The 22,670-nt window shown below is 68.1% G+C and carries 27 protein-coding genes and 2 pseudogenes; 19 read left to right on the forward strand and 10 right to left on the reverse strand.

Going from position 1 to position 22,670, the window contains the following annotated elements; all coding sequences use genetic code 11:
• Window positions 1–161 precede the first annotated feature (161 nt).
• The 3 genes from AOZ06_RS56055 to AOZ06_RS08605 are packed head-to-tail and all read right to left on the reverse strand — an operon-like array spanning window position 162 to window position 1,907.
• Window positions 162–320, reverse strand: coding sequence for a DUF6307 family protein (locus AOZ06_RS56055; RefSeq protein ID WP_157232925.1), 159 nt, complete (start codon window positions 318–320; stop codon window positions 162–164).
• A gap of 22 nt (window positions 321–342) precedes the next feature.
• Entirely contained in the window at window positions 343–1,122 is a 780-nt protein-coding gene (locus AOZ06_RS08600) for a GAF and ANTAR domain-containing protein (protein ID WP_054288947.1), read from the reverse strand.
• 53 nt (window positions 1,123–1,175) lie between these two features.
• On the reverse strand, window positions 1,176–1,907 hold the full coding sequence (locus tag AOZ06_RS08605; RefSeq protein ID WP_063809993.1) for a GAF and ANTAR domain-containing protein: 732 nt from the start codon (window positions 1,905–1,907) through the stop codon (window positions 1,176–1,178).
• A gap of 342 nt (window positions 1,908–2,249) precedes the next feature.
• On the opposite strand from AOZ06_RS08605, the gene AOZ06_RS08610 reads away from it, so the two are divergent.
• Window positions 2,250–2,876, forward strand: a complete 627-nt coding sequence (locus AOZ06_RS08610) for an STAS domain-containing protein (protein WP_054288948.1) — start codon at window positions 2,250–2,252, stop codon at window positions 2,874–2,876.
• A gap of 66 nt (window positions 2,877–2,942) precedes the next feature.
• Here the strand turns inward: AOZ06_RS08610 and AOZ06_RS59725 are convergent, their stop codons facing one another.
• Complete coding sequence (locus AOZ06_RS59725; protein WP_236952136.1) at window positions 2,943–3,584, reverse strand: hypothetical protein; 642 nt, start codon at window positions 3,582–3,584, stop codon at window positions 2,943–2,945.
• A gap of 303 nt (window positions 3,585–3,887) precedes the next feature.
• On the opposite strand from AOZ06_RS59725, the gene AOZ06_RS08620 reads away from it, so the two are divergent.
• Window positions 3,888–4,220, forward strand: a complete 333-nt coding sequence (locus tag AOZ06_RS08620; RefSeq protein ID WP_157232926.1) for a hypothetical protein — start codon at window positions 3,888–3,890, stop codon at window positions 4,218–4,220.
• Between the two features lie 33 nt (window positions 4,221–4,253).
• Here the strand turns inward: AOZ06_RS08620 and AOZ06_RS08625 are convergent, their stop codons facing one another.
• The gene (locus AOZ06_RS08625; protein WP_054288951.1) at window positions 4,254–5,144 is read right to left on the reverse strand and encodes an acyl-CoA desaturase; all 891 of its coding nucleotides are present in this window, start codon (window positions 5,142–5,144) and stop codon (window positions 4,254–4,256) included.
• Between the two features lie 209 nt (window positions 5,145–5,353).
• Here AOZ06_RS08625 and AOZ06_RS08630 point away from each other — a divergent pair, with 209 nt between their 5' ends.
• Complete coding sequence (locus AOZ06_RS08630) at window positions 5,354–6,157, forward strand: alpha/beta fold hydrolase (RefSeq protein WP_054288952.1); 804 nt, start codon at window positions 5,354–5,356, stop codon at window positions 6,155–6,157.
• Window positions 6,144–7,400 (forward strand): PP2C family protein-serine/threonine phosphatase, encoded by a 1,257-nt coding sequence (locus tag AOZ06_RS08635; RefSeq protein ID WP_054288953.1) that lies wholly within the window; start codon window positions 6,144–6,146, stop codon window positions 7,398–7,400. The genes AOZ06_RS08630 and AOZ06_RS08635 overlap by 14 nt, the downstream gene beginning before the upstream one ends.
• 48 nt (window positions 7,401–7,448) lie before the next feature.
• Here the strand turns inward: AOZ06_RS08635 and AOZ06_RS08640 are convergent, their stop codons facing one another.
• Window positions 7,449–7,934, reverse strand: a complete 486-nt coding sequence (locus tag AOZ06_RS08640) for an ATP-binding protein (protein ID WP_054288954.1) — start codon at window positions 7,932–7,934, stop codon at window positions 7,449–7,451.
• 82 nt (window positions 7,935–8,016) lie between these two features.
• Window positions 8,017–8,166 carry a hypothetical protein gene (locus AOZ06_RS56060; protein ID WP_157232927.1) on the reverse strand — a complete coding sequence of 50 codons (150 nt, stop codon included), beginning with the start codon at window positions 8,164–8,166 and terminating at the stop codon, window positions 8,017–8,019.
• Between the two features lie 281 nt (window positions 8,167–8,447).
• Here AOZ06_RS56060 and AOZ06_RS08645 point away from each other — a divergent pair, with 281 nt between their 5' ends.
• From AOZ06_RS08645 to AOZ06_RS59730, 7 genes and pseudogenes are all read left to right on the forward strand, one after another.
• Window positions 8,448–8,855 carry an ATP-binding protein gene (locus AOZ06_RS08645; protein ID WP_063810320.1) on the forward strand — a complete coding sequence of 136 codons (408 nt, stop codon included), beginning with the start codon at window positions 8,448–8,450 and terminating at the stop codon, window positions 8,853–8,855.
• A gap of 194 nt (window positions 8,856–9,049) precedes the next feature.
• Window positions 9,050–9,481 (forward strand): STAS domain-containing protein, encoded by a 432-nt coding sequence (locus AOZ06_RS08650; protein ID WP_054288956.1) that lies wholly within the window; start codon window positions 9,050–9,052, stop codon window positions 9,479–9,481.
• A 166-nt stretch (window positions 9,482–9,647) separates the two neighbouring features.
• Complete coding sequence (locus tag AOZ06_RS08655; RefSeq protein ID WP_054288957.1) at window positions 9,648–10,370, forward strand: GAF and ANTAR domain-containing protein; 723 nt, start codon at window positions 9,648–9,650, stop codon at window positions 10,368–10,370.
• A 25-nt stretch (window positions 10,371–10,395) separates the two neighbouring features.
• Window positions 10,396–11,145: a GAF and ANTAR domain-containing protein gene (locus AOZ06_RS08660; protein ID WP_054288958.1), complete on the forward strand. Its 750-nt coding sequence runs from the start codon at window positions 10,396–10,398 to the stop codon at window positions 11,143–11,145.
• A 30-nt stretch (window positions 11,146–11,175) separates the two neighbouring features.
• Window positions 11,176–11,994, forward strand: a complete 819-nt coding sequence (locus AOZ06_RS08665) for a GAF and ANTAR domain-containing protein (protein ID WP_054288959.1) — start codon at window positions 11,176–11,178, stop codon at window positions 11,992–11,994.
• An 845-nt stretch (window positions 11,995–12,839) separates the two neighbouring features.
• A pseudogene (locus AOZ06_RS61970) lies at window positions 12,840–13,031 on the forward strand (FkbM family methyltransferase); the annotation flags it as partial.
• A gap of 136 nt (window positions 13,032–13,167) precedes the next feature.
• Window positions 13,168–13,641 carry an FkbM family methyltransferase gene (locus AOZ06_RS59730; protein ID WP_236952138.1) on the forward strand — a complete coding sequence of 158 codons (474 nt, stop codon included), beginning with the start codon at window positions 13,168–13,170 and terminating at the stop codon, window positions 13,639–13,641.
• A 66-nt stretch (window positions 13,642–13,707) separates the two neighbouring features.
• Here AOZ06_RS59730 and AOZ06_RS61975 read toward each other — a convergent pair.
• Window positions 13,708–14,046: pseudogene (locus AOZ06_RS61975) on the reverse strand (beta-ketoacyl synthase N-terminal-like domain-containing protein); the annotation flags it as partial.
• Complete coding sequence (locus AOZ06_RS61980; RefSeq protein ID WP_218921958.1) at window positions 14,031–14,198, reverse strand: hypothetical protein; 168 nt, start codon at window positions 14,196–14,198, stop codon at window positions 14,031–14,033. The pseudogene AOZ06_RS61975 and the gene AOZ06_RS61980, both read right to left, overlap by 16 nt.
• 147 nt (window positions 14,199–14,345) lie before the next feature.
• Here AOZ06_RS61980 and vanH point away from each other — a divergent pair, with 147 nt between their 5' ends.
• The 4 genes from vanH to AOZ06_RS08690 are packed head-to-tail and all read left to right on the forward strand — an operon-like array spanning window position 14,346 to window position 17,549.
• Window positions 14,346–15,374: a D-lactate dehydrogenase VanH gene (vanH, locus tag AOZ06_RS08675; protein ID WP_054288961.1), complete on the forward strand. Its 1,029-nt coding sequence runs from the start codon at window positions 14,346–14,348 to the stop codon at window positions 15,372–15,374.
• The gene (gene vanA / locus AOZ06_RS08680) at window positions 15,367–16,404 is read left to right on the forward strand and encodes a D-alanine--(R)-lactate ligase (protein WP_054288962.1); all 1,038 of its coding nucleotides are present in this window, start codon (window positions 15,367–15,369) and stop codon (window positions 16,402–16,404) included. The genes vanH and vanA overlap by 8 nt, the downstream gene beginning before the upstream one ends.
• Complete coding sequence (gene vanX / locus AOZ06_RS08685; RefSeq protein WP_054288963.1) at window positions 16,401–17,009, forward strand: D-Ala-D-Ala dipeptidase VanX; 609 nt, start codon at window positions 16,401–16,403, stop codon at window positions 17,007–17,009. The genes vanA and vanX overlap by 4 nt, the downstream gene beginning before the upstream one ends.
• A gap of 54 nt (window positions 17,010–17,063) precedes the next feature.
• Window positions 17,064–17,549, forward strand: a complete 486-nt coding sequence (locus AOZ06_RS08690; RefSeq protein ID WP_054288964.1) for a GNAT family N-acetyltransferase — start codon at window positions 17,064–17,066, stop codon at window positions 17,547–17,549.
• 21 nt (window positions 17,550–17,570) lie between these two features.
• Here AOZ06_RS08690 and AOZ06_RS08695 read toward each other — a convergent pair whose 3' ends face one another.
• Window positions 17,571–18,677, reverse strand: coding sequence for a sensor histidine kinase (locus AOZ06_RS08695; protein ID WP_054288965.1), 1,107 nt, complete (start codon window positions 18,675–18,677; stop codon window positions 17,571–17,573).
• Window positions 18,678–18,836: 159 nt separating this feature from the next.
• Between AOZ06_RS08695 and AOZ06_RS08700 the strand changes: the two genes are divergently transcribed.
• The 4 genes from AOZ06_RS08700 (at window position 18,837) to AOZ06_RS08715 (ending at window position 22,599) form a co-directional block, all read left to right on the forward strand.
• Window positions 18,837–19,325 (forward strand): M15 family metallopeptidase, encoded by a 489-nt coding sequence (locus AOZ06_RS08700; RefSeq protein WP_054288966.1) that lies wholly within the window; start codon window positions 18,837–18,839, stop codon window positions 19,323–19,325.
• A 47-nt stretch (window positions 19,326–19,372) separates the two neighbouring features.
• Window positions 19,373–19,651 (forward strand): hypothetical protein, encoded by a 279-nt coding sequence (locus AOZ06_RS08705; RefSeq protein ID WP_054288967.1) that lies wholly within the window; start codon window positions 19,373–19,375, stop codon window positions 19,649–19,651.
• Between the two features lie 91 nt (window positions 19,652–19,742).
• Window positions 19,743–20,153: a VOC family protein gene (locus AOZ06_RS08710; RefSeq protein ID WP_054288968.1), complete on the forward strand. Its 411-nt coding sequence runs from the start codon at window positions 19,743–19,745 to the stop codon at window positions 20,151–20,153.
• A gap of 55 nt (window positions 20,154–20,208) precedes the next feature.
• Window positions 20,209–22,599: an ATP-binding cassette domain-containing protein gene (locus tag AOZ06_RS08715; protein ID WP_054288969.1), complete on the forward strand. Its 2,391-nt coding sequence runs from the start codon at window positions 20,209–20,211 to the stop codon at window positions 22,597–22,599.
• Window positions 22,600–22,670: the final 71 nt, after the last annotated feature.

Genomic DNA, 22,670 nt, shown 5'->3' on the forward strand with positions numbered 1-22,670 from the left:
CCTGATCGTCTTGCCAGGACACCACCAGGGACTGGGGCAGCATCAGCGACTTCGTTGGACCAACAGTAGAGGTGACGTGCCGCTCACGCACCCTCAGTGACCCGAATGGCGGCTTCGGGCGATTGCGGCGGCAACTTTGTCTACAGTGGACAGTTCGGTGGTCAGCGGACTTTCTCGGGAATGTGGTTGAGAACGTCGAGGATGCGCTCCGCGAGGTCGAACGAGGTCTTCTCGTCGAGCTTCGAGTGTTCGCGCAGGGTGTCCTTGATCAGGGTGACGCGCTCGTCGTAGCGGGAAACGTACTTGGCGGTAGTGGTCATCGGATCTCCTCGCGGTGGTGGGTCAGGCTGGTGGTCGGCCCTCGTCGGACGGTGTGGGCGGCGAAGCCAGGACGGCGTCGGGCTGGAGCCGTCCGGTCACGAGCTGGTTGGCGATGTCGCTCAACCGGATGTTGTTGTTGCGGCTGTAAGTCCGCAGCGCGTGGAAGGCTTCGTCGATGTCGAGGTTGGCGGCGTAGCTGATGATGCCTTTGGCCTGTTCGATGGCGACCCGGTTGTTCAACGCGGTCTGCAACTGCTCGGTGAGCACTTCGCCGCGGTGGATGGCGCGTTCCTGCAGGATTCCGATCGTCGCGGTGTCGGCCAACGCGCGTGCGACTCGCACATGCTCTGGTGGCAGTGGATTCGGGCGCAGGCCGAACAGGTTCAACGCGCCGATGGTGTCCCGCCTCAGCCGCAACGGGATGGCGTGCACGGATGCGATACCGGCGCGGAGGGCCTCGGGCGTGAACTGCGGCCACCGGTCGCCTGTCGTTCGCAGATCTGCGATCAGCACCGGTTCACCGCTGTTGACGCAGTCGAGGCAGGGACCTTCGCCCTGCTGGATCTGGATGAGTTCCAGCTGCCGGGTCCGCTCGTTCGACCACGCGAGCAGCCGCAGCCCACCGCGCTGGTTGACCAGCATGAGGCCCGCCGCGTCGGCGTCGAGCAGATCGACGCAGTGGTCCACGAGTTGGTGCATCAGGTCGATCACGTCGTAGTCGTCGACGAGGGTGTCGGCCATCTCGACGAAGGCGCGCAGGAGCCTTGCCTCACGTTGTGCGCTCGACGGTGACGTGGTCATCTGCGTGCTCCGGTTTCTGTCATCTCAACCTCGAGGGTAGTGCGCTGGTGCGGTCATGGCTCGTCAACCAATTCCCTGGGGGACAGGCGGCGGGCCATGATGGCGCGTGCGACTTCGTCGACGAGTTGGTCGCGGGCGAACGCGTAGGCCCGGAGTCTGGCCAACGCCTCCTCGGCGGGAATGCCGAACGCCGCGATCAGCACGCCGGTCGCCTGGTGCACTTGCTCGTGGTCGAGTCGCGTGGTGGGCCACGACTCCGCGGCGATCGGCCCGGACTGCGCGTCGAGCAGCAACAGCGTCGCGATGTCCACCACCTCGAGCGCGGCGGCGAGTTCGCTGGGGGACAGCCATCCGGGCTTCGTGCGGTAGAAATCGACCACGCCGATCCTGATCGCGCCCCGTTGCATCGGGAACGCGAAGATCGCGCCGATCCGCAGCCGCGCCAGCTCCTTGGCGAACACCGGCCACTCCCGCGTGGTGAAGTTCACCAGATCCGGTACCAGCACGGGCCTGCGGGTCTCGAAGGACTGGAAACACGGGCCTTCGCCAAGACTGAACTGCAGGGACTCGATCCGGCTGCTCACCGCGTCGCTGGCGTACAACGTGCTGCGCAGCCGCGGTCCGAGCGAGATCGAGATCGAGGCACCGTCGACGGGAAGCAGGTCGGTGCTGGCTTCGCACACTCGTTTCAGCGCGTCGAGCCCGTCGTGGTGGTCCCGCATCACGGCGAACAACGCGGCGCGCACTCTCTCGACCGATTCGTTGATGCCCTCGGGGTCGTTCATCCGGTCCGGCCCCGAGCTGCCACGGAGAACTGCACAGCTCACCTCCGCCGCGTCTCCAGCGTCATCTCCGGACGCAGCGGGGTCATGGCCCACGTCAAGAAGAACTTCGTGACCTGCGCATCCTACTCCAGCCGCCGTCGGGCCGCGCGGCGGTGCCGGATTGCGGGATTCCCGGTCCAGCTGGACGGTTGCAGGGCAGGACAACGTCCGCGTTGTGTGCGGTGGGCGCCCGGAATAGTATCGGCACACCAGTCAGCTTCGCCGCTGCGAGAGCTGGACCTGGGCGCCCGGCCCCCGCGCTCTCGCTCAGGTGCTCGTGGCCACCCCGCCGGGGAGTGCCACATGCGTGAATCCGAGATCGCTGTCAGAACCGCGGGCGGCGAGTACGCGTGGATCGTACGGGTAACGGGCAGTGTCGACCTGGCGAGCGCGGGCGCGATCGAGCCCGTGATCCGCAGAGCCGGGCGAAGGCCGGAGCGGGTGCTCGTGATCGACTTGTCCGCCGTGGACTTCTTCGGCGCGGTGGGGGTGACGCTGATGGTGACTGCCGCCTGCCGGGCGCACCTGACCGGAACCGTCCTGCGGTTGGTTGCCACGAAACGGATTGTGCTGCAACCCATGGAGGCCGCGGGGGTGCTCGGGGCCTTCGCGATCCACGACAGCGCGGACACCGCGCTGCGCACCCGTCCCGCTGGGACAGGGCGCGCGGACCGCGACCGCGGCTGGGATCCAGTCGACGTGCCTGCCTGGGTCGGCGCGCAGGCAGTTGCCATCGCGTCGCAGCGGGATCCCGCAGACCGAACCGGATCGGTTCCCGTGACGCCGTTCACCGGTATCACCGGGGCGTATCAGAGCTGCGTGGCAATCGTTCTGCGTGCCGTGAGATTCGGTTGGCTCAGCAGAGCCGAATCCGCTCTGCTGCTGGACCGCATCCGTGTGCTGAGCGGGGAACTGGCCGCCCGGCACTGACGACGCGCCCGGACCACATCGACACGGGAGGTGGGCCGAGGGAATCCGTTGTGGACGTTCGCGTGGTTACTCCGGCTCGGCCGGCCTGGGGTGCCTGAGCACGCGGTTGTTGCGCGGTTCGGTGCGCGTCTTGGTGTCGTCGATCTGGCGGATGAGGCTGCCGCGAACCTCGTTGAGCGCCACCGCGAGGTCCGGCGCCGCCGACGTCGACACCAGGTGCAGCCTGTTGGAGCGGCGGATCCAGCATTCCAGGGTCACCCGCTGGTCCGAGCCGTCGCGATCCTTGAGGCTGATCTCCAGATCGACGTGCCCGTACGGGAAGGAACGCAGTCTGGGGGCGAGCGCCGCGAGGCGGCGGATGATCCAGTCGCGCTCGGAGGAGTGGAATCCGGTGACGAGGCGGAGTCGTTGGACGATGTCGGTCGCTTCCTCCGGTGTGCCGGTCATGGTGTGCCTTCCTTGGTCGCTCGCCGGATGACCTGCCGGAGGGATCTCGAAAATGTCCGCAATGGACTTGAGGTGACCGGCGATTCCGTTGTCATCCCGGACATTCGGATTCGGCTGGCGGGATTCGTGGAGCGCCCACGGCGGCGTCTGCCCGATGTCGGGGCTCGGTGTCACGAGTATACGCCGGATGACAGGGGGATCGGGCCGTGCGAGTTTCTTTCCGGTCAGCCGATCAGCGCGGATGTGGAGTACAGTCAGCACGGTCGAGACATTTCGGCGCCGGTGTTGGATCCGGTGCTCTCAAGATCGGAGCGGCCGGATCCCCGGCCCTGACAGGAGTCGCCGCTCGTCGCCGGCTCGAAGAGTCACAGTGCCCCGGACTGCTGCCATGGTGATTGAGCAGCCTCGGCTGTTGGAATGCCGATGGCGCTCATGCGGGGCGCTGCGAGCCTTCCGGCGTGGCCGCACCCCTGTCTGTCGGTTGAGCCTGTGTGTAACCGGTGATCCCCGGAGCGGGCGGGCTCAACCAGGGCGCCGTCCGGCACTGCCCTATGAGGACTCGTGATGAATTCCGGGAGAAGGACGATGGCGCGGACCATGCGCAGACCGACGTTGGACTGGACGCGGACAGCGGCCGAACGGGCGCGTGACGTCAACGGTGGCGTGCGTGGACGGACTCACCGGGCCGGTAACGCTTCGCTCGGGCGCCACCCGCAACGCCACTGGATCACGACTCTGGGCATCTTCACTGCGGGAGTCGTGATCGGTGCGGCAGCCGCCGTGTCCAGCCTCCGCCGCACTTTCGCGACACCTGTGCTGGCCGTCGTCGGGAGTGAGGACGAGGCAACGGATTCGGCTGTGCCGAGCGAGACGCCCGTGGCGGACCGATCCCGGTGACCCGGCTCCCGTGACACCTGCCGCACCGGGGGTTCACTTCAGTTTGCGGCTGAGGCGTTCGGCGTTGGGCCAGCGGACGTTCGAGGCCCAGCCGAACTTCTCCAGTGCCCAGATCACGCGGGCCGACACGTCAATCTGTCCTTTTTGGACACCGTGGCGGGCGCAGGTGGGGTCGGCGTGGTGGGAGTTGTGCCACGACTCGCCCATGGAGGCGATCGCCAGCGGCCAGAAGTTGGCTGACTTGTCGCGGGCCTCGAACGGGCGCTCGCCGATCATGTGGCAGATCGAGTTGACCGACCAGGTCACGTGGTGCAACACCGCGACCCGTACCAGGCTGGCCCAGAAGAACGCGGTCAACGCGCCCCAGAGCGACATGGTGATCAGGCCGCCGAGCACCGCGGGCGCGACCAAGGTGAGCACGGTCAGCCAGGCAAACAGCCGGTCCACTCGCCGGATGTCCGCGTCGGCCAGCAGATCCGGGGCGAACCGCTTGGCGTTGGTCTGCTCACGGTCGAACATCCACCCCATGTGGGCGTGCCAGAAACCCTTCGCCAGCGCGGCCGCCGAGGTGCCGTAGAGCCACGGCGAATGCGGATCGCCCTCCTTGTCGGCGTACGCGTGGTGGCGGCGGTGATCCGCGACCCAGCCGATCACCGGTCCCTGCATGGCCATGCTGCCGATCGCGGCAAGCGTGATCCGCAGCCCTCGGCGTGCCTTGAACGCGCCGTGCGTGAAGTACCTGTGGAATCCGACGGTGACGCCGAGACAGGTGAGCGTGTAGAAGAACACCGCCAAGCCGACATCGACCCACCCCAGTCCCCATCCCCACGCGAACGGCACTGCTGCGGCCAACGCCAGCAACGGCACCACCGCGAACAACTTCACCAGCAACATCTGAAGCGGGGACTTCTCACCCGCGAGCATCGGCTCGGCACCACGAGAATCCGAAACCGGCCGATCCACTATCGCAGTCAACTGCCACCTCCCGGCGCTACATCACAGACCTGCCACCGGGGGCTTGGGCGACCCCTATGGGATAGACGGCACCGTGCCTGCCCAAACCTGCGAGCAGCGCGGCCGGGCGACGAGCCGATTGAGTGTCGTGATCGTGGAGCGGGTGCGAGGATGTGCCGGTGGACGTGCGTGTCAAGAACAACGTGGTCGTCACCGGCGACCCGGCCGGACCTGTGGTCGTGCTGGCGCACGGCTTCGGCTGTGACCAGAATCTCTGGCGGCTGGTCGCCCCGGTGCTCGCCCGAAACCACCGGGTCGTGTTGTTCGACCACGTCGGCGCCGGCCGCTCCGACTTGTCGGCCTGGGATCCCGGCCGCTACGCGGGCCTGCGGGGCTACGCCGAGGACGTGCTGGACCTTCTCGCCGACCTGGACCTGCGCGACGTGGTGTTCGTGGGGCACTCGGTCAGCGCGATGATCGGTGTGCTGGCCGCCAACCGCAGTCCCGAACGCTTCGCCAAGCTGGTGCTGCTGACGCCGTCGCCCCACTATCTCGACGACGGTGACTACCGGGGCGGGTTCTCCGCGGCCGACATCGACGAGTTGCTGGAGTCGCTGGAAGCCAACTACCTGGGCTGGTCGGCGGCGATGGCGCCGGTGGTCATGGGCAACCCCGACCGGCCCGAGCTCGGCCGGGAACTGGCCGACAGCTTCTGCCGCACCGATCCGGCGATCGCCGCGGTGTTCGCGCGCGCCACGTTCCTGTCCGACAACCGCGCCGACCTGGCCGAGGTGACCCTGCCGACCTTGGTTGTCGAGTGCGCTCACGACGCGATCGCGCCCCGTGAGGTCGGTGCCTACGTGCACGCCCACATCCGCGGCAGTCAGCTCGTCACGCTGGACGCCACTGGCCACTGTCCCCAGCTCAGCGCCCCCGAAGCCACTGCCGAGGCGATCATGTCCTTCGCCGGTGGCGTGCGGTGACGGCGGCGCGGACCAAGGCTCCGGCGTGAGCGCGGGCGGTCCGGCCGGGGACGAGCCACCCGCCGGTCATGGCCTGGTGGACGACGACGCCGAGGAACTGTACGACCACGCCCCCTGCGGTCAGGTGTCCACGACGCCGGACGGCCGGATCGTGAAGATCAACACCACCCTGCTGGACTGGCTGGGTCATGCGCGCGCCGACCTGGTCGGCCGGCGGCGGGTCAGCGACCTGCTCAGCGTGGGCGGCAGGCTGTACTACGAGACCCACTTCGCCCCTTTGCTGCAGATGCACGGCGAAGTCAACGGCATCGCGCTGGAACTGGTCACCAGCAGCGGGGCCCGGCTGCCGGTCCTGCTGACCGCCCGGGTCAAGACCGGCCGGGACGGTCAGCCCTTGCTGCTGCGCATGACGTTCTTCGACGCACAGGAACGGCGGGCCTACGAACGGGAACTGCTGGACGCCCGGCGCGAGGCCGAGGGCGAGCGCGACCGCGCCCGGCAACTGGCGACCACGTTGCAGCGCACCCTGCTCCCGCCGAAACTCGCGGTCCCACCGGGAACCGAGGTCGCCGCCTGCTACCACCACGCCAGCGCCGACGACGTCGGTGGTGATTTCTACGACTTGTTCCCACTGGCCGATGACCGGTGGGGACTGTTTCTGGGAGACGTGTGCGGCAAAGGCGCGGGTGCGGCTGCCGTGACGTCCTTGACCCGCTACACCCTGCGCGCGGCCGCGGTGTACGACAACGACCCGGCCGCCGTGCTGCGCAATCTGAACTCCGTGCTTCGCCACGAACTGACCGGTGACGACCCGCGTTTCAGCACCGTGCTGTTCGGGCTCCTCACCCCATCGGAGGGCGGCTACCACGTGCGGCTGGCCAGCGGTGGGCATCCACCCGCGCTGCTGGTGAACGCCGACGGAACCGTCGAGTATTTGCACACACCCGGCGGACAGCTGCTCGGCATCCTGCCCGACGCCCGTTTCGTGACCACCACGGCACGGCTGGGGCCAGGTGACACACTGTTGCTCTACTCCGACGGGTTGACCGAGGCCCGCACCGGCGAAGCGAATACCCGCTACGAGGAACAAGCGCTGCACGCCTTCGCCACCGACCTGGCGCCGACCGACGCACCTGGTTTGATCGCCGCGATTTCCGGGTTGCTGAACACGTTCAACGCTGGTCTGGAGGACGACGCTGCCGCGCTGGCCGTCAGCGTGACCGGGGCACGGTCGATCCACTAGGGACTGATCCGTGTCGTGGTCGGGAGCGACATGGCTGAACGGCGCCGCTCAGGTCCGCCCGGCCGGCAGTGACCACCGGAGAACCACCGTTGTGCCGCTTGTGGTGTGGATCAGCCGGAATTCGTCGCTGAGTTGTTCCATCATCGCCAGCCCTCTGCCGCGGAATCCCGGGTCGGCCGCGGGCGGCTGCCAGTGGCCGCGGTCGGAAACGATGAGCCGGGCGGCCGTGCCCATGGGGGTAAGGGCCGCGAAGAGGATCACCATGCCGTCAGCGCCGCGGTAGGCGTGTTCGACGGCATTGCTGAGGGCCTCGTCACCGGCCAGCGTGATGTCCTGGACCATCAGCTCCGGCAAGCCGATCGCACGGGTCCAGCTGGTGATTCGGCGACGGGCGATGGCGGCCTGATCTGGTGCGGCACGCAACTGGGTGTAGATGTGCGGCTGGGTGAGATCGGAAGCGGCGACAGCGTCCGCGGCGAACGACGGCAGCCCGTCACGCCATGCGGTCAGCCGCGCGCCGGGGCCGTCGAGCATCGGCGTGTGTCCCTCTTCCTCCGCAACGGGAATCGAGGAACGGCTTCCTCGTGCCCGCCTGTCATGGGTGTCCCGCGCACAGTCAGCGGGAAGGCGGAAGGTGCCGCAACAACCAGGACAGTTCGTCGGCGTCGATGATCCCGGCGTCAGCGGCGCGGATCCACACCGTCGCGGCACGTCGTGCGAACTCGGCGCTGGGCGTCAACGGTCCCGACGACACAACGGTGTCCATACCCGCTCCCGAAGCCAGATCGTCTCGATGTCGGCCACCGGGGTCCGGGGTGAGCTGGGGCTGTGACCGCCTCCGACAGCACGATTCTAAACCCGGTCGCAAGAGCGCAGAGTGACATCGCACACGAATGCGCGGGACTGGCTGCCGTCGTGGTCCACGAGCGGGCGGTACACGTGTGTGCTGTGCGTGGTTAGCGTGACGAGCGCGGGGCACCCCACAGGCAAGACATTCCCGGCCTGGGTGTCGAACGCGAGGAACGGTCCAGGAGCGTGATCGCTGACATGCCTGAGCACGTCGACGATCCCAGGAGCGTTTCCTGGGTCCTGCCCCTGGACGCCCATCCGGCACTGACTGATGTCCGGCTGTGGGTCCGGCAACGGCTCGGCGCCGTGGTCACCGCGGACAAACTGGACGACATCGTGCTGGTGGTGATCGAACTCGTCACCAACGCCGACCTGCACACGCCGAGCCCGGGGAGGCTCGCCGTCAGCTGTGGGCACGGCACGGTGCAGATCGAGGTGACCGATGGGGATCCCAGCCTGCCGGTGCTCAAACCACCGTCGATGACGCGGTCCGGTGGGCGGGGTATCGCTCTCGTCGCCGCGTTGTCCGCGCGGTGGGGCGTGCGGCGACGCGGGCAGGGCAAAGCGGTGTGGTCATTGGTCGAATTCGACAGTCCGGGTCGCTGACCTCATGTCCACCCCGGGTTTGTTGCCCATTGGCACGGGTGGGCCTAGAGTTGGCGGGGTAATCAGCCCGTTGCTGCGGGAGCTGACCCTGAGCGCCTGGCCCCCGCGCTCACGCTCAGGTACTCGTGGTCTTCCCGTATCGGGAGTGCCACATGGTCCATCACCTGGCTCGGACTCGTGAGACAGGTCAGACTGTGGCTGTCATCAGCGAGACATGTGGTGAGGACACCTCGGTCCTGCGTGTCGTCGGTGATGTCACCATCGAATCCGTGCCCATCGTCGACCTGCGCGTTCGTCGTGTCTGCCGGTCGGATCCGGGGGCGCTGCTGGTGGACCTCACCGGGGTGTCGTTCTTCGGCGCCGCCGGGTTGACTCTGCTTCTGGACATTCACCGGCGAACCCAGCTGGCGGACACGACGCTGTTGCTGGTCGCGCCGTCGCACATCGTGCGCCTGCTCCGGATCACCGGTCTCGAGCCGGTGTTCCAGATCCACGACACGGTGCGCCACGCTGTCGCGGCGGACGATGGGCGTTGCGTGGCCGACCCGGCGCTGGACCACCTCAAGGCGTCGCCGCCCGCCGGCACGGCCGTTCGCCGTCGTTCGATCCGGCTGGTACCGGACTGATGCCGAGTGTCCACATTGTCTCGAAAGGACATCGGGCGAGGCCGTCGCCTCGCACCGTCGACGAGGCCACCGCTGGAGCGGTGGTTGCCGGCCTGCGGTCCGGTCGGCGGTGGCGAGGACATGGACCTATGGTTGGCCACTTACGGGGGCGGAGGGCGGAGAGCGGATGGGGCAGAACCGGCGTCAGCGGTTGCTTGACTTGCTGGCCGCCGACCGTGCCACCAAACCCGCGTCGATGGTCGAGCTGGCGTGTGAGCGGTGCGTGCGCGAGACGACGGTCTCCGGAGCGGGAGCCACCGTGTTGAGCCACCTGCCCACAGGAGGCGGGCAGCCCAGTCGCGGCCTGGTGTACGCCACCAACACCGTCAGCGCCGGGTTGGAGGATCTGCAGTTGACGGTGGGAGAAGGTCCGTGCCTGGACGCGTTCGCGTCGGGTGGGCCGGTCCTGGTCGCCGATCTGGCGGCGGAGCGGACGCGGTGGCCCGCGTTCGCCCCCGCGGCGTGCGAGCTGGGCGCAGCCGCGGTGTTCTCCTTCCCGTTGCAGATCGGTGTCGCACGGCTGGGGTCGTTGGACCTGTACCGGGACGTGCCCGGCCCGCTCACCCGGCTGGAGTTGACCGACGCGTTGATCCTGAGCGACGTGGCCACCCACGGCGTCGTGGCGGACCTCGACGGTCACGACGCCGAGGACGTGAGCTGGCTGGCCGACCCGCACGTGCAGATACACCAGGCCGCGGGCATGGTTCAGGTGCAGTTGGGCGTGAACACGGAGTCGGCGTTGCTGCGCATGCGTGGTCACGCCTTCACCCGCGACATGACGCTGGCCGAAGTTGCCCGGCAGGTGGTGGCGCGGTCACTGCGTTTCACCAACGACACGGACGGGCAATAATGCTGGAAGAGGGAAGGTCGTCTTGATGAGCAATGCCCGGGACCAGCGACTGGCGAGCACGTTCGTGACACTGGCCGACACCCTGGTCGCCGACTTCGACGTGCTGGACTTCCTCGGCGTGCTGACCGAGCGGACGGTCGAACTGCTCGAAGTCGACGCCGCGGGCGTGATCCTGTCCGACCAACGCGGCGGCTGGCGCCCGGCAGCGGGTTCATCCGAGGACGCCGAACTGGTCGAAGTGTTCGCCGCGCAGACGCAACAGGGACCGTGTGTCGACTGCGTGCACACCGGCGAGGTGGTCGCCAGCGCCGACCTGGTGGCCGACACCGGCCGCTGGCCGCAGTTCGCGCCCGCCGCGGCGCAGGCCGGGTTCCGGGCCGCGTGCGCGGTGCCGATGCGGCTGCGCGACGACGTGATCGGCGCCCTGACCCTGCTCAACACCCAAGCGACCGCCATCGACGACGACAGCATCGCGCTGGGGCAGGCCCTGGCCGACGTGGCCACCATCGGGATCCTCCAGCAGCGCGCGGTGCAGCACGAGCAGATCGTGTCCGAACAGCTCCAGGCCACGCTGCATCATCGGACCGTCATCGAACAGGCCAAGGGAGTCCTGGCCGAATCCGGCGGCATGGACATGCACCTGGCCTACCTGACGTTGCGTGCCTACGCCCGAGCTCACCACCGACGCTTGTCCGATGTCGCCAGGGACGTCGCCACCACCACTCTGGATGCCGGTGAGCTGCTCGGCGATCCCGCGTCCACGCCTCGGTCCTAGCCACCGGTCTCCTGGAGGGGACATTCGCCCATGCCGAACACATCTGACACCGCCATAGGGCAAGCAGTCCGGCAACAACGGGTGTCACGGACGTTCGTGGCACTGGCCGACACGCTCGTGACGGACTTCGACATCGCCGACGCCCTGCACATGCTCGTCGAACGGGTCGTCGAGTTGCTCTCGGTGTCCGCGGCCGGGGTGATCCTGGTGGCTCCTGACGGCTCGTTGGAAGTCATGGCCAGCTCGACCCAACGCGCGGAGCTGCTGGAACTGTTCGCGGTGCAAACCGAGGACGGGCCTTGTGTGGACTGCGTCCGCACCGGCTCACCGGTGAACTGCGCCGACATCCCGGACAAGGGGCAGCAGTGGCCCCGGTTCGCCGCGGCGGCCCAGGAGTGTGGTTTCCGCGCCGTCCACGCGGTTCCGATGCGGCTGCGCCACCAGGTCATCGGTGTGCTGACCCTGCTGAACACCGAGACCGGTGTGCTGCACGACGAGGATCTGCAGCTGGGGCAGGCGCTTGCCGACATCGCCACCATCGCGATCCTGCAGCACCGCGCCATCGAGCACAGCGAACGCGTCACCGGGCAGTTGCAGAGCGCTCTGGACACCAGGATCGTGATCGAACAAGCGAAGGGGATCCTCGCCGAGCGCGGCGCGGTGACCCCGGATGAGGCATTCGGCCGGCTGCGCGCCCACGCTCGCGCCCATCAGCAGCGCATGACGGACCTGTCCCGCGCGGTGATCGCCGGAACAGCGGACCTGCGTGAGCTATCGGCGCAGGCTCCTGCGCCGCACCGCACCGACCGCCGCGGTGCCGAGGAACAGCACGATGCCGATGATTCCTAGCCACACCAGTCCCTTGAGCGCGAAGCCGACGATCGACACGACCAGCCAGATCACGAGCAGGACGATGAGAAGAACGAGCATGTGTGCCTCCGTTGACTGATGGCCTCTGTCGAAACAGGGCGTTCCGAAAAGACACAGTGGACAGAAAAGAGCACGGCGCCGGGGATTGACCGTCACGCGAGCCTCAACGCAGGGGTGCCCACGAAGTACGCGGCCAAACGTGCGGCGAATCGCGAGCACCCGGCGCCCTGACCGTCCATAACAGACCTTTGGTCACTTTTCGGCGGTATGCGCGTTCTTCTCTTGTGCCGCTGAGGTGCTGTCTCCCATTCGGGCCCGGTGCCGGTGCCTGGCAGGTCCTCGAAGTCCGCGAACTCGTCGAGACGGTCCTGGCCGACCTCGGGCAGCCCGGCGTCCGCCGGTGCCGCGACCGCGGTGACAACGGTCCGGTGTGGCCCAGCGTCGCCGCGAAGATCCCGGCCAGCAGCCGCTCACGCTCCGCGTTGCCTCGTCCGCCGTTGTCCCCGTGGTCATCGGCGCTCCTTTCGCTCACGCCAACAGTGTCAGTGGCAGCTGATCCACCGCTGACACGAACCTGATCACCGGCGTCAGCGACGTGCAGGCCGATTGTCAGGGCGGCATGGCAGAGTTCGTCCTGTGAGCGAGACCGGGAAACCGGGCACGCGCGCGTGGAAGGCGGGGTCGCGCGCGTGCTGCCGTCGGGCGACGCCGAGCGCGGGGCGCTGGCCGAGATCTCACCGGCGGAGACCAGGTTCCTGCACGACGAGATCTTCGTCGGCGAGTCCTGCCTGCAAGGCGGCGTTGTGCTGCGTGAGGGTGCGGTCGTGTTCGACATCGGTGCCAACATCGGCATGTTCTCCATGTTCGTCGGCGCGCGTTGTCCGTCGGCGACGGTCTACGCCTTCGAGCCGGTGCCCGAGATGTCCGCCCGGCTGCGGACCAATGTGGAGGCTCGGGGGTACGCCGCGCGGCTGTTCGACGCCGGGCTTTCCGAACGAGACGAGCAGGTCCGGTTAAACTTCTACCCGGAGATCTCGATCATGTCGTGTCGCGCCGACTACGTGGCGTTCGACAACGAGCGGCACCTGATCCAGACCTGCGCCGACCACGAGCGTGCCTCCGGGCCGCGGGGCCCAGCTGGCCACGGTCGAAGTGCTCGTCAAGAAGGACTTCGAGTACGACGGCAGGCTGTGCACGCTGCGACGGACGTCATCGGTCATCGCCGAGACCGGTGTCCGGCGGATCGACCTGCTCAAGATCGACCTCCAGCGCGCGGAGCTGGATGTGTTGCGTGGCATCGACCCCGTGCGCTGGCCGCTGATCCGGCAGGTCGCGATGGGGGTGCACGGCGAGGCCGGTCTGCCGATGGCCGGTCGCGTCGACACGGTCCGCGCCCTGCTGTCAGGCCAGGGGTTCGACGTTCAGGTCACCGAGCCGAAGATGCTGGCGGGCAACGGTCGGTTCATGGTGCAGGCGGTCCGGCCGGGCTACAGCGACGATCCTCGTCCGGTCGTCGCCGCCCACGGCAACGCCGAACCGCTCGACGCGGCGGCGATCACCGGGCTGGCCGAGCGCCTGCCCGCCGGGTCCGTGCCCGACGTGGAGATCATGTCTAATTTGGACTGAACGGTCAGCGCCGTAGTCGCGCATCCGCGCACGCACCCTGGCGCCCCTGGCCTTGGCGTCGTCGGCTCGTTCGAGTAACAGCACCCCAGCGCCTTCGGCGATGACGAACTCGTCGCGGGCCGTGTCGAACGGCCGCGACGGGCGGGCCGGGTCGTGGTGTCGGGACAGTGCTTTCATCTTCGCGAACGACGACACGATCGTGGGCATCATGCTCGCTTCGGCGCCGCCGGTGATCACCACGTCGCAGACGCCGGACCGCAGCAGGCCCATCGCGGTGCCGATGGCCGTCGCCTCGGACGCGCACGCTGTCGCGGTGGCGAAGTCCGGTCCGCGTGCGCCGTGGTCGATGGCCACGTACCCGGCCGCCGTGTTGACGCCCAGCATGGGGATCAGCAGCGACGACACCTCGATCGGGCCCTTGTCGACCAGGTGCGGTGCTCGCGTTCGAACGTGCCGATCCCGCCGATCGCGGTGCCGAGCACCACCCCGACCCTGGCCCCGTCCCACGTGCGCGCATCGAGCCCGGAGTCGGCGACGGTCTGCCTGGCCGCGGCCATGGCGAGCAGTTCGCAGCGGTCGAGCCGCCACGCCAGCCGCCTGCCGACCAGGTCGCGGGGCCGAGAGGGTTACCGGTCGGTAACATATCGTCGGCGTATCGAAAATCGCATACATGGTGGCAACACCGCATTGCCTTGACTTGGCGCATGACCTACAGCGAACCGGCGCACGGCACCCGATCGCTGGCGTCCTCGCCGTCCCTCACCGTTTCCACGGTGGGGATCACGATCTACGGATGCGGGCGGGACGAGGCCGTTCTGTTCCGGGAGATGGCGCCTCGCTTCGACGTGACGCCGACCATCGTGGACGCGGCGGTCAGCGAGGCCAATGTCGAGCTGGCTCGGGGCAACCGGTGCATCAGTGTCGGTCACAAGACGCACGTCTCGAACGCCACTCTCCGCGCGCTCGGTCAGGCCGGTGTCCGGTACATCTCCACGCGGAGCATCGGGTACGACCACATCGACGTGGAGTACGCGGAAAGCATCGGGATCGTCGTGGGGAACATCGCGTATTCGCCTGACAGCGTCGCTGATTACACGCTGATGCTGATGTTGATGGCGGTGCGCAACGCGAAATCCATCGTCAGGCGTGTGGACGTCCACGACTACAGGTTGAGCGAGGTGCGCGGCAGGGAACTGCGGGACCTGACCGTCGGGGTTGTCGGCACAGGGCGCATCGGCGCGGCCGTCATCGACCGGCTGTGGGGTTTCGGCTGCCGGACATTGGCGTACGACATCAATCCCACGGTGTCCGCCGACTACGTTCCCCTCGACGATCTGCTGCAGCGCAGCGACATCGTCACGCTCCACACGCCGCTGACCGCGCGTACACACCATCTTCTGCACCGTCGCCGCATCGAGGCGATGAAAGAGGGCGCGTTCGTCATCAACACCGGGCGCGGATCGCTCGTCGACACCGAGGCGCTTGTCGCCGCTCTGGAAACCGGCAGGTTGGGCGGGGCGGCGCTGGATGTCGTCGAAGGCGAAGAAGGGGTCTTCTACGCCGACTACCGCAACAAGCCCGTCGAAAGCGCTTACCTGGTGCGGCTGCACCGATTGCCGAACGTCTTCATCAGCCCGCACACCGCTTACTACACGGACCGCGCGCTGAGCGACACCGTCGAGAACTCCATTGTCAACTGCCTGAATTTCGAAAGCGGGAACCAGCATGGATAGGTTGAAGATCGGAATCATCTTCGGTGGTTGTTCCGAGGAGCACCCTGTCTCTGTCAAATCCGCGCAGGAGGTGGCGAAACACCTCGACACCGACAAGTACGAGCCGTTCTGGATCGGGATCACCGAAAGCGGCGCGTGGAAGCTCTGCGACGGCCCCGACGCCCAGTGGGACGACAACGGCCGCCCGGCCGTGCTGACACCCGACCGGAGCGCGCGCGGGCTGCTCGTGCTGGAGCAGGGGCACTACGAGACGATCACCCTGGACGTGGTCCTGCCGCTGCTGCACGGCAAACTCGGCGAAGACGGTGCGATACAGGGCTTGCTGGAGCTGTCCGGCATCCCCTACGCGGGTTGTGACATCCAGAGTTCCGCCCTGTGCATGGACAAGTCCCTCGCGTACCTCGTCGTCAGCAGCGCCGGGATCGCCACGCCGAACTTCTGGACCGTCACAGCGGACGAGAGCATCGCCGCCGACCAGCTCACCTATCCCGTCTTCGTCAAGCCCGCCCGTTCCGGTTCGTCCTTCGGCGTCAGCAAGGTGTCGGCCGAGGCGGAACTCGCGGGCGCGGTGGCGACCGCCCGGCAGTTCGACTCGAAGGTGCTGATCGAGGAGGCCGTCGTCGGCAGCGAGGTCGGCTGTGCCGTCCTCGGCAACGACGAGGACCTCATCGCGGGTGAGCCGGACCAGATCACGCTGTCCCACGGCTTCTTCAAGATCCACCAGGAAAGCGACCCGGAGAGCGGGTCAGAGAACTCGACGGTGACCGTCCCCGCCGACATCCCGGCGGAGTCGCGGCTGCTCGTCCAGGAGACGGCGAAGGCCATCTACCGCGCACTGGGGTGCCGGGGGCTGGCGCGGGTGGACCTGTTCCTGAAGGACGACGGAACGGTGATGCTCAACGAGGTCAACACCTTGCCGGGGATGACCTCGTACAGCCGCTACCCGCCGATGATGAACGCCGCCGGGTTGCCACCCGCGGACGTGATCGACCACCTCGTGTCGCTGGCGCTGACGGGAAAGGTCCGGTGAAGGACGGGTTCGTCTTCGTCGACGAGTTCCTGCCCGGGATCCGCTGGGACGCCAAGTACGCCACGTGGGACAACTTCACCGGCAAACCCGTGGACGGCTACACCGCCAACCGGATCGTCGGCACGAGGGCGCTGTGCACGGCGCTGGAGAGCGCGCAGGAGAAGGCCGCGTCCCTCGGTTTCGGCCTGCTCCTCTGGGACGGTTATCGCCCGCAACGCGCCGTGGACCGGTTCCTGCGCTGGTCGCGGCTGCCCGAGGACGGCCGGACGAAGCAGCGGCACTACCCGAACATCGCCCGGATCGAGATGATCGAACGGGGCTATGTGGCGACCAAGTCGGGGCACAGCCGGGGCAGCACTGTCGACCTCACCCTCTACCACCTGGGCACGGGGGAACTCGCGGCGATGGGTGGCGGCCACGACCTGATGGACGCGGTGTCGCACCACGGCGCGCAAGGGGTCGGGCCGGTCGAAGCGAGAAACCGCAGGCACCTCCGTTCGGTCATGGAGGACTGCGGGTTCAAGGCGTACGAACGCGAGTGGTGGCACTACACGCTGAAGGACGAGCCGTTTCCGAACACCTATTTCGACTTCCCCGTCGCGTAGTCGAGCCGGTCACGGGAAACGCGCGGAGAGCTGAGATCTCGACAGGGGGAAGACATGCAGGTACGACTGGTCCGCGCGACCGACGCCGCGGCTGTCGACGAGTTGCTCCACCAGCTGGGGTATCCCCAGGACGACACCGCGGCGACGGCGACCCGCATCCAGACCTGGCGTGACGACCCGGCCAACGCGGCCTACGTGGCCGATGCCGACGGCGACCTGCTCGGCCTCATCGCGGTCCGTGTCAACCCGTTCTTCGAACGCCCTGGTTCGTGGGGCCGGATCGTGGCACTGGTCGTGTCCGATCAGGTACGCGGCCAGGGCGTCGGCCGCCGGCTCGTCGCGGTGGCGGAATCGTTCGCGGCGAGTCACGGGTGTGTGCGCATGGAGGTCACCAGCTCGGACCGTCGCCGAGACGCACACGAGTTCTACCGGCGCGGCGGTTACGCCAACCAGGCAGGCAGGTCGTCGCGTTTCCTCCGCGATCTCGACGACACCGGCCGTCACGAAGACCCACTCGCGCAGCGGCAGGGGCGGGCGTGACGTCCTGGCGGGTGTCGGCGGCTACCCGAGCGCGGCGGGCAGCCGGACCGTGACGCACAGGCCCCCGTCGGTCCGGGGGGTGAGGGTGACGGTTCCGTCGTGCGCCTGGGCGATGCTTTGGACGATCGCCAGGCCGAGGCCGACTCCCGCGTGGTCGTTGCGCACGCGTTCGGTGCCGCGCTGGAACGGTTCGGCCAGCGTGGAAACCAGCTGCCGGGACAGCATCTCACCGGTGTTCTCGACGACGAGGATCGCGTGGTGGGCGTGAACACCGGTCGAAACCCACACCGTGCCCTGCTCGGGCAGGTTGTGGACGATCGCGTTGTGCACGAGGTTCGTGGTCATCTGCAGCAGCAGCGCGTGCGAACCGTCGGTGGAGGCCACCTCGCCGGACACCTCGATGGTGATGTCCCGTTTCTCCGCGAGGGGCAGGAGCGTCTCCGCGGCTTCTTCCGCGATGAGGGACAGGTCGACGCGCGCGCGGCTGAAGGACCGCTGGTTGGCGCGGCTGAGCAGGAGCAGCGCCTCGGTGAGGTCGATGGCTCGGGCGTTGACGAAGTGGAGGCGGTCGACGAGGTCGCTGGTGTCACGGCTCGGGTCGTTGCGGGCGACGTCGAGCAGCGTCTGCGTGATCGCCAGGGGCGTGCGCAGTTCGTGTGACGCGTTGGCCGCGAACCGCCGCTGCTCGGCGTCGTGCGCTTCCAGCCGCGCGAGCATGGTGTCGAAGGCGTCGGCGAGTTCGCGGAACTCGTCGCTGCGGCCCTCCAGCACGATCCGGTGGGACAGCGATCCGTTGGCGGCCAGGCGGGTGGCGTGTGCGATGCGGTTGAGGGGCGCGAGCATGCTGCCGGCCAGGATCCAGCCGCCGACCAGGCCGAACACCAGCAGGAACCCCAGAACGAGCAGCACCTTGGGCAGGAAGGCCTCCACCAGGGCGTTGCGGTCGGGTACGGCGGGCGGCGGGATCGCGGGCCAGTCCCGCGACGGCGGGGTGTTGATGACCTCGGGCACGTAACGCAGCAGGAACACCCACACGACCGCGAGCAGCAACGTACCCGCGACCATCAGGAACCCGGCGTAGCTGAGGGTGAGTTTGAGGCGGACGCTCAGACCAGGCTGCCTATCCACGGTCCCGGCCCCCACGTCCGGCGCCGGGTGCCTCCGCCATGTGGGACTGGTCCTCGGCGACCGATGCACGCATGCTCCGATGCTACGAGCCGGTGCATATCGTCGGCCTATTGAAAACCTCATACGTGCCGGCAACAGCACGTTGCTTGAACTGATGGCATGCCCTACAGCGAATCGGCCGTCCGGCAGGTCCTCGGCAAGGCGCACGGCGCGGTCCCTGTCCCCGTGACGGTGTTCGACGACGAGACCCCGGCCGTGGCCAACCTCTCCCCGGCCCTGCTCGGGGCGCTGCGCCGGGCCGCGATCGCCGCCGCGGCCGACGGAGTCGAGTTCTTCGTCAACGGCGGCTGGCGTTCCCCGGAATACCAGGAGCAGCTACTGCACGCGGCGATCGCGAGATACGGCTCGGAACAGGAAGCCGCCCGCTGGGTGGCCACGCCCGGCACGTCCGCGCACGTGTCCGGGGACGCGGTCGACATCGGACGGTCCGAAGCCAGGGCGTGGCTGTCCGAGCACGGCGCCGCGTACGGGCTGTGCCAGATCTACCGCAACGAACCCTGGCACTTCGAACTGCGCCCCGAGGCCGTCGAGCACGGCTGCCCGCCCATGTACGCCGACCCCTCACACGATCCGCGGATGCGACGGTGAAGTGACCGCGGAGTGACTGTGCGGGCCGACTGTCCCCGTGGCCGGTTGTGCGTCTTCAGCCGGACGACGGCTGGGGCGAGATGCCGACCTTCGGCCCCAACGAGTTCGAGTCGAACCTCGTGAACCGGCCTTGTCCGGGGTGTCTGGGGTGGCCGCACTGGAACGACACGATGGTGTCGTTCCAGAACCGGACCGACGAGTTCTTCAAGTGGTTCGAGCACGCCACCTCCGTTGAGCCGTGCCACAACATGGGGCCGACGAACGGCGCGTTCAACCTGCCGAGGAACGAGCGGTACAAGGCCACCTACCCGGGCCGCTGCGCCTGACGGGCTCGTGACCAGCGCCACTCAGATCGACGCCGCCAGACCGGTCAGGAATCGAGAAGCGCTGGTCCGGGGCCCGACTTAGCCTGTCCGCATGGACATCAGCATTCACTCGAGCTACCTCCCGCACGACGATCCGGCGGCGGCGATCGCCTTCTACCGCGACATCCTCGGCTTCGAGATCCGGATGGACGTCGGGTACAACGGCATGCACTGGATCACCGTCGGCCCTGCCGGTCAGCCCGACACGGCCATCGTCCTGCACCCGCCCGCCGCCGACCCCGGGATCACCGAGGACGAGCGCCGCACCATCGTCGAGATGATGGCCAAGGGCACGTACGCGGGTGTCAACCTGGCCGCGAAGGACCTCGACGGGGTGTTCGCGAAGCTGCAGGCCAGTGGTGCCGACATCGTCCAGGAGCCGATCGACCAGCCGTACGGTGTCCGTGACTTCGCCGTGCGCGACCCCGCGGGCAACCTGCTCCGCATCCAGCAACTGCCCTGACCGCGGGCTTGGTTAGATCACCGCAGCGCCCCGCGTACGGACAGATGGAGACACGATGAGCAGCAAGGCCAGGAAGGCGAGCGCAACGCCTGTGCAGCACGTCGCCGACAGCCACGATTTGATCCGCGTGCAGGGCGCGCGTGAGAACAACCTGAAGGACGTCGACGTCGAGCTGCCCAAGCGCAGGTTGACGGTGTTCACCGGTGTCTCCGGCTCCGGCAAGAGCTCGCTCGTCTTCGCCACGATCGCCGCCGAGTCGCAGCGGATGATCAACGAGACCTACAGCACCTTCATCCAGGGCTTCATGCCGACGCTGGCCCGCCCGGACGTCGACGTGCTCGACGGCCTGACCACCGCGATCATCGTCGACCAGCAGCGGCTGGGCGCGGATCCCCGCTCGACGGTCGGCACCGCCACCGACGCCAACGCCATGCTGCGGATCCTGTTCAGCAAGCTCGGCAAGCCGCACATCGGCTCGCCGCAGGCGTTCTCGTTCAACGTGGCCTCGATCAGCGGCGCGGGTGCCGTCAAGATCGAACGCGCCGGGCAGACCGTCAAGGAACGCCGCGAGTTCAGCATCACCGGCGGCATGTGCCCGCGCTGCGAGGGCCGCGGTGCCGTCTCCGACATCGACCTCACCCAGCTCTACGACGACAGCAAGTCGCTCAACGAGGGCGCGATCACCGTCCCCGGCTACAGCATGGACGGCTGGTACGGCCGCATCTACCGGGGCTGCGGTTTCTTCGACCCGGACAAGCCGATCCGCGAGTTCACCAAGAAGCAGCTGCACGACCTGGTCTACAAGGAGCCGACCAAGATCAAGGTCGACGGGATCAACCTGACGTACGCCGGTCTGGTCCCGCAGATGCAGAAGTCGTTCCTGGCCAAGGACCGCGAGGCCATGCAGCCGCACATCCGCGCGTTCGTCGACCGGGCGGTCACGTTCGCCACGTGCCCGGAGTGCGACGGCACCCGGCTGTCGGAGCTGGCGCGTTCGTCGAAGATCAAACGGATCAGCATCGCGGACGCCTGCGAGATGCAGATCAGCGACCTGGCCAAGTGGGTCGGCGGGCTCGCCGAGCCGTCCGTGGCGCCGCTGCTGGTCAAGCTGCGGGCCACATTGGACTCGTTCGTCGAGATCGGCCTCGGCTACCTCTCGCTCGACCGCCCGGCCGGCACGTTGTCGGGCGGCGAGGCGCAGCGCGTGAAGATGATCCGGCACCTCGGCTCCTCGCTGACCGACACCACGTACGTGTTCGACGAGCCGACCATCGGCCTGCACCCGCACGACATCCAGCGGATGAACGACCTGCTGCTCCGGTTGCGCGACAAGGGCAACACCGTGCTCGTCGTCGAGCACAAGCCGGAGGCGATCGCGATCGCCGACCACGTCGTGGACCTCGGGCCCGGGGCGGGTTCGGCGGGCGGCACCGTCTGTTACGAAGGCACCGTCGAAGGTCTGCGCGCCAGCGACACGGTCACCGGGCGTCATTTCGACGACCGCGCCCGTCTCAAGGACGAGCTGCGCACCCCGACCGGCAAGCTGGAGATCCGCGGCGCGTCCAGGCACAACCTCAAGAAGGTCGACGTCGACGTCCCGCTCGGCGTGCTGTGCGTGATCACCGGCGTGGCCGGGTCGGGCAAGAGCTCGCTGATCCACGGCTCGGTCCCGGCCTCCGCCGGTGTCGTGTCGGTGGACCAGGCGCCTGTGCGCGGCTCGCGGCGGAGCAACCCGGCGACGTACACCGGTCTGCTCGACCCGATCCGCAAGGCGTTCGCCAAGGCCAACGGGGTCAAGCCGGCGCTGTTCAGCGCGAACTCCGAAGGCGCGTGCCCGAACTGCAACGGCGCCGGTGTCGTCTACACGGACCTGGCGATCATGGCCAGTGTCGCTGTGCCGTGCGAGGAGTGCGAGGGCAAACGGTTCCAGCCCGCCGTGCTGGAGTACCACTTCGGCGGCCGTGACATCAGCGAGGTGCTCGCGATGCCGGTGACGGAGGCGGCGGAGTTCTTCGGCGACGGCGAGGCACGCACCCCGGCCGCGCACACGATCCTCAGCAGGCTCGTCGACGTCGGGCTCGGGTACCTCAGCCTCGGCCAGCCGCTGACCACGTTGTCCGGCGGCGAACGGCAGCGGCTCAAGCTGGCCACCCACATGGGCGACAAGGGCGGTGTCTACGTCCTGGACGAGCCGACGACGGGGTTGCACCTCGCCGACGTGGAGCAACTGCTCGCCTTGCTCGACCGGCTGGTCGACTCGGGCAAGTCGGTGATCGTCATCGAGCACCACCAGGCGGTGATGGCGCACGCCGACTGGATCATCGACCTCGGTCCCGGCGCGGGCCACGACGGCGGCAAGGTCGTTTTCGAAGGCACCCCCGCCGACCTCGTCGCCGACCGCTCCACCCTCACGGGCGAACACCTCGCGGCCTACGTCGGCGCGTGACCGGACGCGTTGCTCCCGTTGTGGTGAATTCCCTACAACGGGAGAAACGCCGCTGCGCCAAGGGAACTCCG

It is taken from the genome of Kibdelosporangium phytohabitans (assembly GCF_001302585.1).
Classification (GTDB): Bacteria; Actinomycetota; Actinomycetes; order Mycobacteriales; family Pseudonocardiaceae; genus Kibdelosporangium; species Kibdelosporangium phytohabitans.

What these genes read in the sequence shown, in the direction of transcription:
- AOZ06_RS56055 (WP_157232925.1), bottom strand. Translation starts at nt 320, where the DNA reads ATGACCACTACCGCCAAGTACGTTTCCCGCTACGACGAGCGCGTCACC.
- AOZ06_RS08710 (WP_054288968.1), top strand. Translation starts at nt 19,743, where the DNA reads ATGGACATCAGCATTCACTCGAGCTACCTCCCGCACGACGATCCGGCG.
- AOZ06_RS56060 (WP_157232927.1), bottom strand. Translation starts at nt 8,166, where the DNA reads ATGGACACCGTTGTGTCGTCGGGACCGTTGACGCCCAGCGCCGAGTTC.
- AOZ06_RS08700 (WP_054288966.1), top strand. Translation starts at nt 18,837, where the DNA reads ATGCCCTACAGCGAATCGGCCGTCCGGCAGGTCCTCGGCAAGGCGCAC.
- AOZ06_RS08660 (WP_054288958.1), top strand. Translation starts at nt 10,396, where the DNA reads ATGAGCAATGCCCGGGACCAGCGACTGGCGAGCACGTTCGTGACACTG.
- AOZ06_RS08600 (WP_054288947.1), bottom strand. Translation starts at nt 1,122, where the DNA reads ATGACCACGTCACCGTCGAGCGCACAACGTGAGGCAAGGCTCCTGCGC.
- AOZ06_RS08605 (WP_063809993.1), bottom strand. Translation starts at nt 1,907, where the DNA reads ATGAACGACCCCGAGGGCATCAACGAATCGGTCGAGAGAGTGCGCGCC.
- AOZ06_RS08690 (WP_054288964.1), top strand. Translation starts at nt 17,064, where the DNA reads ATGCAGGTACGACTGGTCCGCGCGACCGACGCCGCGGCTGTCGACGAG.
- AOZ06_RS61980 (WP_218921958.1), bottom strand. Translation starts at nt 14,198, where the DNA reads ATGGCCGCGGCCAGGCAGACCGTCGCCGACTCCGGGCTCGATGCGCGC.
- AOZ06_RS08640 (WP_054288954.1), bottom strand. Translation starts at nt 7,934, where the DNA reads ATGCTCGACGGCCCCGGCGCGCGGCTGACCGCATGGCGTGACGGGCTG.
- AOZ06_RS08620 (WP_157232926.1), top strand. Translation starts at nt 3,888, where the DNA reads ATGAATTCCGGGAGAAGGACGATGGCGCGGACCATGCGCAGACCGACG.
- AOZ06_RS08715 (WP_054288969.1), top strand. Translation starts at nt 20,209, where the DNA reads ATGAGCAGCAAGGCCAGGAAGGCGAGCGCAACGCCTGTGCAGCACGTC.
- vanH (WP_054288961.1), top strand. Translation starts at nt 14,346, where the DNA reads ATGACCTACAGCGAACCGGCGCACGGCACCCGATCGCTGGCGTCCTCG.
- AOZ06_RS08655 (WP_054288957.1), top strand. Translation starts at nt 9,648, where the DNA reads ATGGGGCAGAACCGGCGTCAGCGGTTGCTTGACTTGCTGGCCGCCGAC.
- vanA (WP_054288962.1), top strand. Translation starts at nt 15,367, where the DNA reads ATGGATAGGTTGAAGATCGGAATCATCTTCGGTGGTTGTTCCGAGGAG.
- AOZ06_RS08625 (WP_054288951.1), bottom strand. Translation starts at nt 5,144, where the DNA reads ATGCTCGCGGGTGAGAAGTCCCCGCTTCAGATGTTGCTGGTGAAGTTG.
- AOZ06_RS08610 (WP_054288948.1), top strand. Translation starts at nt 2,250, where the DNA reads ATGCGTGAATCCGAGATCGCTGTCAGAACCGCGGGCGGCGAGTACGCG.
- AOZ06_RS08665 (WP_054288959.1), top strand. Translation starts at nt 11,176, where the DNA reads ATGCCGAACACATCTGACACCGCCATAGGGCAAGCAGTCCGGCAACAA.
- AOZ06_RS08645 (WP_063810320.1), top strand. Translation starts at nt 8,448, where the DNA reads ATGCCTGAGCACGTCGACGATCCCAGGAGCGTTTCCTGGGTCCTGCCC.